The sequence below is a fragment of the Pacificitalea manganoxidans genome, assembly GCF_002504165.1.
Classification (GTDB): domain Bacteria; phylum Pseudomonadota; class Alphaproteobacteria; order Rhodobacterales; family Rhodobacteraceae; genus Pacificitalea; species Pacificitalea manganoxidans.
Map to the genome: position 1 here is coordinate 56,878 of NZ_CP021409.1, position 11,139 is coordinate 68,016.

Annotated in this window: 9 protein-coding genes; 6 read left to right on the forward strand and 3 right to left on the reverse strand. The window is 65.2% G+C overall.

Going from position 1 to position 11,139, the window contains the following annotated elements:
* Positions 1 to 47 precede the first annotated feature (47 nt).
* Entirely contained in the window at positions 48 to 1,130 is a 1,083-nt protein-coding gene (locus tag CBW24_RS17910; RefSeq protein ID WP_097374604.1) for a ParB/RepB/Spo0J family partition protein, read from the reverse strand.
* Complete coding sequence (locus tag CBW24_RS17915; protein WP_097374605.1) at positions 1,127 to 2,434, reverse strand: AAA family ATPase; 1,308 nt, start codon at positions 2,432 to 2,434, stop codon at positions 1,127 to 1,129. Before CBW24_RS17915 ends, CBW24_RS17910 begins: the two co-directional genes overlap by 4 nt.
* A gap of 575 nt (positions 2,435 to 3,009) precedes the next feature.
* Between CBW24_RS17915 and CBW24_RS17920 the strand changes: the two genes are divergently transcribed.
* From CBW24_RS17920 to CBW24_RS17945, 6 genes are all read left to right on the forward strand, one after another.
* Positions 3,010 to 3,732, forward strand: a complete 723-nt coding sequence (locus tag CBW24_RS17920) for a DnaA N-terminal domain-containing protein (protein WP_097374606.1) — start codon at positions 3,010 to 3,012, stop codon at positions 3,730 to 3,732.
* Between the two features lie 91 nt (positions 3,733 to 3,823).
* Entirely contained in the window at positions 3,824 to 5,350 is a 1,527-nt protein-coding gene (locus tag CBW24_RS17925) for an ABC transporter substrate-binding protein (RefSeq protein WP_097374607.1), read from the forward strand.
* Positions 5,351 to 5,411: 61 nt separating this feature from the next.
* Entirely contained in the window at positions 5,412 to 6,329 is a 918-nt protein-coding gene (locus CBW24_RS17930; RefSeq protein ID WP_088664857.1) for an ABC transporter permease, read from the forward strand.
* Between the two features lie 17 nt (positions 6,330 to 6,346).
* The gene (locus tag CBW24_RS17935) at positions 6,347 to 7,240 is read left to right on the forward strand and encodes an ABC transporter permease (RefSeq protein WP_198405304.1); all 894 of its coding nucleotides are present in this window, start codon (positions 6,347 to 6,349) and stop codon (positions 7,238 to 7,240) included.
* A complete protein-coding gene (locus tag CBW24_RS17940) occupies positions 7,237 to 8,847 on the forward strand; it encodes an ABC transporter ATP-binding protein (RefSeq protein WP_097374609.1) in 1,611 nt (536 codons plus the stop codon). The genes CBW24_RS17935 and CBW24_RS17940 overlap by 4 nt, the downstream gene beginning before the upstream one ends.
* The gene (locus CBW24_RS17945) at positions 8,844 to 10,196 is read left to right on the forward strand and encodes a lyase family protein (RefSeq protein ID WP_097374610.1); all 1,353 of its coding nucleotides are present in this window, start codon (positions 8,844 to 8,846) and stop codon (positions 10,194 to 10,196) included. Before CBW24_RS17940 ends, CBW24_RS17945 begins: the two co-directional genes overlap by 4 nt.
* Here the strand turns inward: CBW24_RS17945 and CBW24_RS17950 are convergent.
* Entirely contained in the window at positions 10,184 to 11,113 is a 930-nt protein-coding gene (locus CBW24_RS17950) for a LysR family transcriptional regulator (protein WP_097374611.1), read from the reverse strand. The genes CBW24_RS17945 and CBW24_RS17950 overlap by 13 nt on opposite strands.
* Positions 11,114 to 11,139: the final 26 nt, after the last annotated feature.

Below are 11,139 nucleotides of genomic sequence, written 5' to 3' on the forward strand. Positions count from 1 at the left end.
TCTTACCCAGGCAAAACCTTACCCGTGGGTAAGATTTTGGCTGCGCCTCAACTGTCGAGCGCGGCGTAAAACGCGGCCAGTGCCTGTTCCAATTTCCGCCGTTCGATGGACGAAAAATCCCGCTCGTCGCGCAATTCCAGCCGCCCCTGCGATGCGCTGCATTTGGCGATGCCGCTGCCCGAAGGCACCTGAAACGTGGTTTTGGCCTGACGCGGACGCGCGGGCGCGGTCGAAACCTTACCCGTGGGTAAGGTCCCTGCCCCTTCGGCAAAGCTGCGCAGGATCTCGTTTTCGCGCGCGGCATCGCGGCCCGGCTCCGCCCGCAGCGCCATCGCCACACGGCCCGCCAACCCGTCATCGCGATCCATCCGGCGTTTCAATTCCACGCCGATGTTGCGCGAAATCTCCTGCGGGTGTTCCAGCACCTTATCCAGCTTGGCCAGCAATTCGGCAAAGGCGCGGATATAGCTGCGCTTGGTGTAGCTGGCGGATTTGAACAGCCGCTTCACCGCGTCCGCGACATCGGAACATTCGTTGGCCGGATCGTCCGCGTAGCGCCGCGCGAGCGTCGCCATCTCCGCAAATGAGATGTCTTTGCGGATCAGGTTTTCATCCACCATGCGCCGGTAGCTGGTGCTGGTTTCGGCCTCCATCGGGACGATGCCTGCGGGGATGCGGGCAAAGGCGTCATCGCCGGTTTCCTCGGACAGCGCGCGATAGGCCATCAGGCGGCGCATGCCTTGGATCAGTTCGTAGCGGCCATCGGGGCGGGCCTCGACGCGGATCGGGTTGGACAGACCGATTTCGCGGATCGAGGTTTTCAATTCCTCCAGTTCGTCATCCACGCCCGGCTTGCGATCGCGCAGCAGCCGCTCGGTCACCACGTCATCGATTGCGATGCGGTCGGTGATCAGCCCGTCGCGTTTCAGCCGGACGAACTCCGCCGCGAGCCGGTCGTTTTCCTCGCGGATCGTATCCTCTGCCGCTTTGCGGTCCCGCAGGGAACTGGCGTTTTCGTTGATGGCCGAGGCCATCGGCCCGCGCCGCAACGCGCGGTCGGGCACCTTGCCCACTTCCATTTCGTCCATCGTGGGAATGTCGATGTCGAACATCCGGCGTTTCTTGCTCATTGGTTCGCCTCCATCTGCGTCCATGCGTCCTGCACGGTCTGGCGGAATTCTTCATAGGCTGAATCGAATGTAGATCTCGCTCTGCGCCAGGTCTCTCTGGTCATTTCCCGGTAATCCATTTCGTAGACCGAGTTCAGGAACCGTCCGGACTGTTCGACGGCGCGGGTCATTTCCACCGGGTTGTCGGTGACATGCTCGCCCCAGACCTTACGGAACGCGTCCTGCATGGCGCGGTGAAGCTCGTTTCCGGTCTCGAACCGTGTCAGGAGGAAGCGCACATCATAGAAGGCCTTGGGCAGCGAAATCTTACCCGTGGGTAAGGTTTGGTCGAACCCGGCGGACAGATCCTCCAGCGCCTCGGACAGCTGCCCGATGAAGGATGTGGTGCTGTCATATTCCCAATAGCCCGGCCCCGAGGGCACATAGAGGATGTCGGCGGCAAAGACCGCGTTCATCGATTGATAGCCAATGGCGGGCGGGCAATCGAAGATGATGATGTCGTAGCTGTCATCAGGGATCTGGTCGAGGTAGCGCGACACGGCGGCAAAGAACGACCAGTCCGGGTTCAGGTGCCGATATTGGGCGGAGGCGAATTCCACAAAGGCCGCGTTGGCGCAGGACGGGATCGCATCGATGGTCGGCCACGAGGTCGGCTTGATGAAGTCACCGATGCGCAGATCGCCCAGACCCAGTTCGGTGATCGCGGCAGGCAGGTGGCGCTGGGGCAGGGCGGCGCCGGATTCCGCGCCCACGGGCCCCGCGTTCATGCGTTCGGTTTCGCGGATCAGGTCGCGCGCCATGATGCCCCAGACGGTGTGTTCCTCGGACACGTCGGTCAGGCCGAGCGAATGGCTGAGCGTCGCCTGCGGATCGAAATCGACGACCAGCACCCGGTAGCCATCCAGAGCGGCGGCATGGGCGAAATGCAGCGCGACCGTCGACTTCCCCGCGCCGCCCTTGAAATTGGCGACCGCCGCGCGGACGGCCCGGCGCCCGGCGGGGCGGGCGGGCATCAGGCTGCGCTTGTTGATCTTCAACCGGCGGCGCAGCTCGTTGATCTCTTCGAGCGAGAACCAGCGCTGCCGACCTTCCTGTTCGACCTCGCCCGCGGGGAGGGAGGGATCGGCGGCGAGCTTCCCGCGGAAGGTCGACTGGTTGATGCGAAAGATCAGCTCCGCCACCTCCCACGACGAAAAGCGGCGCAGCTGCTTCTCCAGTCCGGGGGAAAAGGTCTGCTGCCGGATCCAGCCCTGAAGCTTCAGGGACCGGTTCTGCAGGATGCCGAGATCTTCGTGGGTATACATGCTGTGCCTCGCAAAACGGATTTTCGTGTTTTTTTCCCATTTACGACTTATTTGCGAATGACGCAAAACCTATTATCATCCCTGACATCGCTGCGCGGACCTTACCCACGGGTAAGAAATCAACGCAGCGGGCGCGTCTGGCGATTCGGTGCGCGGCGGTCTGCGATCCCGGCGGGGCAGGGGGCCTGAACGCCTCAAAGACGCAACATATTGGGGGACACCCCCGGCCCAAAATCCACAGATAGGGGGACATTTCGGGTCGATAGGGGGTCATCCAGTATGTCCCCCATCACCTATACCTTCACCACTTTCATATTTTGAAAGGGGTAAGGGGGTCCGGGCTGCAACCGGCGGCAGAACACGATCGCTTGACAGAATCGGAGCGTTGGACGCAAATTGGCGACAAGCTCGGAAAAGCGTTGGCAAGACGGTCAAACCGGGCAAAAGATGGGGCAGACAGTCAGGCCAGCACCATGACAGGACGGGCCAGCGCCGCGCCGGAATCCGGGACGATCCCGGCGGCGGGGACAGGTCCGGCATGTTCAGGGCGCCCGACGAGCGAAGCGGAGCAGGTCATGCAGGTGGCGAAACCGGTCGGACGCAATGCGTCGGCCCTGAAATACGACATTCTGTCGGCGCTCGGGGTTTCGGCATTGGCCGGGGATAAGCATCGCCAGCGGTTGATGTTGCGGCTCATCGTTCTGATTACCACGCGCTACAATTGGCAGATCAACGAATTGTCCATTGGCCGGGCCGAGATCGCGCGGCTGTGGTCGGTGGACGAACGCACGGTGAAACGCGAAATGGCGCGGATGCGCAGCGCGGGCTGGCTGGAGGTCAAGCGCGCGGGGGTGAAGGGCCGGGTGACGGTCTATGCTTTCGATCTGGATGCGGTGCTGTCGGGAACGGCGGATAGCTGGGACACGATTGGTGCGGATTTCACGGCGCGGATGCAGGCACGTCACGGCGGGGCAGGGACGTCAGAAGGGCCGGGCGCGGCCCCCGATCCGAATGTCATTCCATTCCAGCCGCTGACTACGCGCGGACGCGGCGGTGTGGCCGACGGGCTATGGGCACAGGTGCTGACCCGGCTGCATGCTGAAGCGCCCGCACTGACCAACGCGTGGTTCGGGCAATTGTCCGAAATGGCGCATGAGGACGGACGCGTGACGCTGGCGGCCCCGTCGCGCTTTGTCGCGGGCTATGTGAGCACGCATCTGATGACGCAGCTTCTGGCGGCCTATAGCGCGCTTGACCCCAGTGTGCGCCGGATCGAGGTGATTGCTGCGGGAGTCTGACGTTTGCGGCGTTTGCAACAATAGTGACGATCTTTGCAATTTTAGCACAGATCGAGCCTTGCTAGCCTGACGACGTCAAAGGGAGGACATCATGACCATTCAACGTTTGCGCGGCTTCTGCGCAGCGGGCGCCTTTGCGCTGGCTGCCGCCACCCCGCTTTTCGCCGGACCGGACGACGACACCCTGCGCGTCGCCATGACCGAAGAAATCCTGAACCTCGATTACAATTACACCACCAAGCGCGAATATATCATTCTGGCGCAATTGACCGATGCGACGCTGTTCGACCTCGATCCGGTGACGCAGGAATTCCGTCCCGCGATCGCGACCGGGTATGACTGGGTCGATGAAACGACACTGGACCTGACGCTGCGCGACGATGTGACGTTCCACGATGGCACGCCACTGACGGCGGAGGACGTGGCCTATACCTATAACTGGATCGCCAGCCCCGAGAGCGAGTCGAACGCGACGGGCGTGGTGGATCGCTGGCTGGACCGGGCCGAGGTGACGGGGCCGCACAGCCTGCGCTTTCATCTGAAATCGGTGTATCCGCTGGTGCTGCGCGACATGGCGAACCGAATCATGCTGCGCAAGGCGGGCACCTATGGCGCGGAGGGCGCCATCGACCGCGATGCGATGGCCAGCGATCTGATCGGCACCGGACCCTACCGCGTGGTGAGTTTCGAGCCCGGCACGGAACTGGTGCTGGAACGGTATGACGGGTTTTTCGGCACCCCGCCTGCAATCGAGACTGTCGTGGTGCGCAACATCCCCGATGTGGGCACGCAGCAGGCGGAATTGATGTCCGGCGGGATCGACTGGATGTTCAAGGTGCCGCTGGATCTGGCCGAAAGCCTTGGCGGGACGCCGATGGCGCAGCATCTGAGCGGGCCTGATCTGCGGGTCGGGTTCATCGTGCTGGACGCACATGGCTATACCGATCCCGATGGACCGCTGACCCGCGTCAAGGTGCGGCAGGCGATCAACCACGCGCTCAACACGTCGGAAATGGCGCAATATCTGATCGGCGGCTCGGCTGAGGCGATCCACACTGCCTGTCATCCGGCGCAGTTCGGCTGCGATCAGGCGGCGACCGCCTACCCCTATGACCCGGAGAAGGCCAAGGCGCTGCTGGCGGAGGCGGGTTACCCCGATGGGTTCGATCTGGAGCTTTGGGCCTATCGCGACAAGGCGGCGGCCGAGGCCGTGGCCTCCGATCTGACGGCGGTGGGGATCGATGTGAACCTGCGCTACGTCAAGCTGGAGAGCCTGAACCAAGCGCGGGCGGCACGCGAAATCCCGGCCTATTTCGGCACTTGGGGGTCGGGCGGCACTGCTGACACGGCGGCCATTGCGCGGATCCATTTCGATCTGGAAAGCGACCGCAACATGTCGGGCGACGAGGACTTGGCGGAGCTGGTGCTGTCTGCGGAGCAAACCGCCGATCAGGAACAGCGCAAGGCGATCTATTCGGAGGCCATCGGCAAAATCGCGGACGACGCCTATTGGGCACCGCTGTTTTCCTATTCCGCCAATTACCTGACATCGCCGGATCTGGTGTTTCCCACCGACCCGGACGGGCTTCCGCGGTTGCAGAACGCAAGCTGGAAGTAACACGCTGACCGCGTAGGGCAGGGGGCTGCACTGGCCCCTTGCCGCAACGGAGGAACCCATCATGCTGCGCTATATCGCGCTTCGCGGGCTGCTGGCCATTGCCGTGGCCTTTACCGTGTCGCTCGCGGCGTTTCTGCTGCTCAACGTGGCCGCCGATCCGGCGCAGGCCATCGCGGGCGAGGACGCCACCCCGGATGTCGTGGAGTCGATCCGCGCGCGTTACGGGCTCGACCGGCCCATGGCCGTTCGGTATTTCGACTGGCTGGGCGGCGTCGTCCAAGGCGATTTCGGGGAAAGCTATTACTGGCACAAACCCGTGGCCTCGCTGGTGGCGGACCGGGCGGACGAGACGCTGACGCTGGCGTTTTCCGCGCTGGCGGTGACGATCCTGATCGCCATTCCGCTGGGCGCGCTGGCGGCGCTGAACCCCAATTCGTGGATCGACCGCTTTGCCTTGGGCGTGGCCGTCTCGGCGCAGGCGGTGCCGAATTTCTGGCTGGGGCTGATCATGATCATCCTGTTCGGGGTGATGGTGCCGATCTTCCCGGTATCGGGCGATGACACATGGCGGCATTTCGTCTTGCCCGCCTTTGTGCTGGGCGCGTCTTCGGTGCCTGCGGTGATGCGGCTGACGCGCACCGGGCTAATCGAGGTGATGGGCGCGGATTACATCCGCACCGCACGGGCCAAAGGGTTTCGCGGCTGGTCGCTGCTGCGCCGACACGCCCTGCGCAACGCGATCCTGCCGGTGATTTCCGTGCTGGCGGTGCAACTGGGCCAGAAGTTCGGCGGCTCGGTCATCACCGAAAGCATTTTCGCCATCAACGGCCTTGGGCGGTTGGCACTGGAGAGCATTCTGGGGGCGGATATTCCCACCGTGCAGATGCTGATCTTTGTCTTTGCCATCGTCTTTGTCGCCATGAACCTGCTCGCCGACATTCTGAATGCGGCGCTTGACCCGAGGATACGGATCGGATGACCCAAACGGATGTTCAGATGACCGCCGCCCCGGAGGCGGAGACCGGCGCGCCGACCCCGGCGCAGATTTTTCGCCAGCGGCTGTTCGGCCATACCGGGTTTCTGATCGGGGCCGGGCTGATCGGGGTGATCGCGCTGGTCGCGATCTTTGCCCCGCTGATCGCGCCGCATGACCCCTACGCGCAATCGCTGTCGTCGCGGATGTTGCCGCCGGTCTGGGTGGAGGGCGGCCGGTGGGAGCACCTGCTGGGCACCGACCAGAACGGGCGCGATTACCTGAGCCGGTTGATTTACGGCACGCGGGTGTCGATCACGATCGGGCTGGGGGCGGCGACCGTCGGTCTGGTGATCGGTGTGACGCTGGGCGTGCTGGCGGGGTATTTTGGCGGCTGGGTCGACCATGTGGTGAGCTTCCTGCTGACCGCGCAGCTGGCGCTGCCGGGGCTGCTTCTGGCGATGGCGCTGGTGTTCATCATCGGGCCGTCGATCTGGGTGGTGATCGGCATCGTGGGGGTGCTGCACTGGACCTATTATCTGGTAGTGACGCGGGCCGCGACGCAGCGCATCCGGTCGCAGGATTACGTTCTGGCCGCCGTGGCGGCGGGGGCGAGCCCGCGCCAGATCCTGTGGCACGAGATCCTGCCTAACCTGATGAGCGCGATCATCGTCATTTTCACCTTTGAGCTGGGGATCGCGATCCTTGCCGAAAGTTCGCTGAGCTTTCTGGGCGTGGGGATCCAGCCGCCGACGCCAAGCTGGGGTCTGATGATCGCCGAGGGCAAGCAGGCGATGTTCTATCGGCCTTGGCTGGTGGTTCTGCCGGGGCTGTGCCTGTTCGCGCTGGTCATCGGGGCCAATCTGATGGGCGACGGGCTGCGCGACATCACCTCACCGGAAGGACGCAACGCATGAGCCTGATCGAGATAACGGATCTGACCATCACGCTGGACCTGCCGGGCGGGCCGATGCCCGTGGTGCGCGACGTGTCGCTGTCGCTGGAGCGCGGCGAGGCATTGGGGATCGTCGGGGAAAGCGGCTCGGGCAAGTCGATGACCGCGCTGGCGCTGATGCGGCTGCTGCCGCGGGTGGCGCGGGTCAAGGCCAAGACGCTGGGCTTTGACGGGCTCGACCTTACTTCGCTGGAGGATGCGCGGTTCGCGGCAGACATCGCGGGACCGCGGATCGGGATGATCTTTCAGGAGCCGATGACCTCGCTCAACCCGGTTTACACCATCGGGCGGCAGATGACCGAGGGCGCGGTGGCGCGGGGGATGCGCCCGGCGCAGGCCCGCGAGAAGGCGGTTGCCCTGCTGGACCGCGTGGGCATCCCGGATGCGGATGCGCGGATGACCCAGTATCCGCACCAGATGTCGGGCGGGCAGCGGCAGCGGGTGATGATCGCCATGACGCTGATGCTGGACCCCGATGTGCTGATCGCGGATGAGCCGACAACGGCGCTGGATGTCACCGTGCAGGCGCAGATCCTCGACCTGTTGGATGATCTGCGGCGCGAGCGCGAAATGGGGCTGATCCTGATTTCGCATGATCTGGCGGTGGTGGCGCAGCGCACGGACCGGGTGGCGGTGATGTATCATGGCGCGCTGGTGGAGCAGGGGGCCGCGTCCGATGTTCTGTTCGCGCCGCAGCATGACTACACCAAGGCCCTGCTGGCCGCGATCCCGCGACTGGACGCGCCGCCGCGCCCGACCGTTGCTGCGGGCGATGTGGTGATCGAGGCGCGCGACGTCACGCGGGTCTTTGCCTCGCGCAAGGGGCTGTTCGGCCCAAAGCGGGAGGTCAAGGCGCTGGACGGGGTGAGCCTGTCGGTGCAGCGCGGCGAGACGCTGGCGCTGATCGGAGAGAGCGGCTCGGGCAAGTCGACGCTGGCGCGGATCCTGCTGGGGCTCGACGCGCCGTCATCGGGTGAGGTGTCGATGCTGGGCAAGCCGTTGGCGGAGCTTGATCCGACGGCGCGCGCGCGGTTCGTGCAGCCGGTGTTCCAAGATCCCTATACCTCGCTCAACCCGCGCCGGAGGCTGGCAGAGATCATCGCGCGACCGCTGGTTCTGCGCGACGAGGGGGACCGGGCCTCGCGGCTGGCGGCCGTGGAGGAGGCGATGGAGCATGTCCGCCTGCCCGCGCGGCTGCTGCATGCCTATCCGTCGCAGTTGTCCGGTGGGCAGCGGCAGCGGGTCGCCATCGCGCGGGCGCTGGTGACCAAGCCGCAGGCGCTGATCTGCGATGAGCCGACCTCGGCGCTGGATGTTTCGGTGCAGGCGCAGATCCTTGCGCTGCTCGACGATCTGCGCGCCGAACTGGGGCTGACCTGCTTGATCATCACCCATGACATGGCCGTGGTGCGGGAGACCGCCGACCGGGTCGCGGTGATGTATCGCGGCCAGATCGTGGAGGAGGGGAGCGCCGCCGAGGTGCTGACCCATCCGTCTAATGACTATACGGCGCGGCTGCTGGCTGCCGCGCCCCGTTTCGAAAGCAAAACCGCGCAGGTGATCCAATGAAGCCGTCGAAACCGGACCATTTCCAGCGTCTTCAGCCCGCCACGCTTTTTGCCAAAGAGACCCTGTGGCAATCGTGGCTGGACGTAGAGGCCACGCTGGCCGAGGTGCAATCCGATATGGGGATGATCCCCGCCGAGGCCGGGCCCGCCATCCGCAAGGCCGCGCGGCTGGAGATCATCGGCACCGAGGCGCTGGAGGCGGATCTGCGCATCACCCATGCGCCGATCCTGTCGCTGACGCGGCTGCTGGCCGGGGCCGCCGGGCCGCAGGGGGCCTATGTCCATTGGGGGGCGACGACGCAGAACGTCATGCAGACGGGGCGCATCCTGCTGATCCGGGAGGCCGACGCCGCGCTGCGCCTGTCGCTGGCGGGCAGTCTGGACCGGCTGGCGGCGCTGGCCGAAACCCATGCCGATACGCTGATGGCCGGGCGGACCAACCGCCAACATGCGCTGCCGATCACATTTGGCTTCAAGGTGGCGGGCTGGATCGAGGAGATCGGGCGCGCGGTGGACCGGCTGGATTGCGGCGGGCGGCGGCTGTTTGTTCTGCCGTTTGGCGGCGCGGTGGGGGCGATGCATGCCTTTGGTGCCGAGGGGCGGGCGCTGAACGAGCGTCTGGCTGCTGCATTGGGGCTGGGCACGTTGCTGGTGCCGGGCCGGGCAATCAACGATCTGTTCGCCGATTACATCGTGCAACTGTCGCTGCTGGCGATGACCGTGGAACGGATCGCGGATGAGCTTTACCTGCTGATGACGCAGGAGATCGGCGAAGTGTCGGAGGCGCTGGACAAGGGCACGGTCGGGTCCTCTACCATGCCGCATAAGGTGAACCCGAAATATGTCGTGCGGGTGCTGGCCGATGCCGCCGAATTGCGCGGGCTGGCCGTCCCGGCGATGGAAACGGGCCGGTCCAGCCACGAAGGCGACAGCGCCCGCAACCAGTTGATCGGATCGGTCATGGACCGGGCGGTGCCGCTGGCGTGGAGCATGGCGGAGCGGTTCGAGGCGCTGCTGGGGCGGATCGAGATCGACGCCCCACGCATGGCGCAGAACGCGGCGCTGACGGGCGGGGCCATTGCCACCGAGGGGTTGATGATGCTGCTGGCGCCACGGGCGGGCCGGGCCGAGGCACATGACCTGATCCATCACGCGCTGGAACATGCCGCGCCGGGGCTGACGGCGGCGGAGGCGCTGGTGGGCGACGCGGATCTGGCCCGGCATCTGGATGCCGACACGATCACGCGGGCGCTGGACCCGGCGGCCTATTGCGGGGACAGCCGCCGCATGGCGCTGGACGCCGCAGCGTTCGGGCGGGGGCTGTCGGCTGAATTGCGTCAGATGAGATAGACGAGTTCGGCGGTGCGCTCTTCGGTGGCGCGCCGTTCCTCCACATGGTCGGACATCGCATCGAGGAACATCTCGCACAGCGCGGCGCGGGGGCCTTTGGCATGAAGGCTGGCATAGGTGATCCAATGTTCCCCATCGAGCGGGCGCAGCGCCAGCCCGGTCAGGGTATGGGCAGGCAGGGTCACCGCATCGACCAAGGTCAGGCCCAGCCCGTGGCGCACCATTTCGGCGGCAACCAGTGTCGAGCCGGTTTCGAAGGCGAGGGTAGGGCGCAACCCGGCGGCACCCATGATCTCGTCCAGCCGGCTCCGCCAGCGCTGACCAGCCCCGAGCGACACCAGAGGCTGCTGCGACAGCTGCGCGACGGTGACCGTGTCCTTGCGGGCGAGGGGGTGATCGTCGGGCATCAGCACGCACAGCCGGGTGCGCAGGACGGGCATGATGTCGATGGGGATGATTTCGTTCTGCAAAGGCAGAGAAATGACGCCGATATTATACCCGCGCGCGGCGACCTTGCTTTCGATTTCGAACCGGGTTTCGACATGCAGGGTGCAGTGCATGTCCGGCGCGCGATCCCGCAGCCGGGCGATGGTGGGCACGACCAGCCCGTTGGCCAGCGGCGCGGCGGTCACCACCGACAGCCAGTTGCGGGCGCGGGCGTGCAGGTCGCGGGCGATGCCGGGGATTTCCGCGATGCCGTTCAGCGTGTTGGAAATCTGTTGATAGAACAGCGTGCCTTCTTCGGTCAGGGTCAGGGCGCGCCGGTGGCGGGAAAACAGGCTGATCGAGAGGTCGGCCTCCAGTTGCGACAAAAGGCGGCTGGCGGCGGAGACGGACAGGTTCATGTCCCGCGATGCCTCGGACAGAGAGCCGGTGACGACGACCTGCTGAAACAGGGAAAGGCCCTTGAGGTTCATGGCTGGTATCCCGGTTTGCGCAACGG

Bases quoted from the DNA above. Each gene is read 5' to 3' on its own strand.
- CBW24_RS17910 (WP_097374604.1), bottom strand. From the start codon at position 1,130: ATGAGCAAGAAACGCCGGATGTTCGACATCGACATTCCCACGATGGAC.
- CBW24_RS17915 (WP_097374605.1), bottom strand. From the start codon at position 2,434: ATGTATACCCACGAAGATCTCGGCATCCTGCAGAACCGGTCCCTGAAG.
- CBW24_RS17920 (WP_097374606.1), top strand. From the start codon at position 3,010: ATGCAGGTGGCGAAACCGGTCGGACGCAATGCGTCGGCCCTGAAATAC.
- CBW24_RS17925 (WP_097374607.1), top strand. From the start codon at position 3,824: ATGACCATTCAACGTTTGCGCGGCTTCTGCGCAGCGGGCGCCTTTGCG.
- CBW24_RS17930 (WP_088664857.1), top strand. From the start codon at position 5,412: ATGCTGCGCTATATCGCGCTTCGCGGGCTGCTGGCCATTGCCGTGGCC.
- CBW24_RS17935 (WP_198405304.1), top strand. From the start codon at position 6,347: ATGACCGCCGCCCCGGAGGCGGAGACCGGCGCGCCGACCCCGGCGCAG.
- CBW24_RS17940 (WP_097374609.1), top strand. From the start codon at position 7,237: ATGAGCCTGATCGAGATAACGGATCTGACCATCACGCTGGACCTGCCG.
- CBW24_RS17945 (WP_097374610.1), top strand. From the start codon at position 8,844: ATGAAGCCGTCGAAACCGGACCATTTCCAGCGTCTTCAGCCCGCCACG.
- CBW24_RS17950 (WP_097374611.1), bottom strand. From the start codon at position 11,113: ATGAACCTCAAGGGCCTTTCCCTGTTTCAGCAGGTCGTCGTCACCGGC.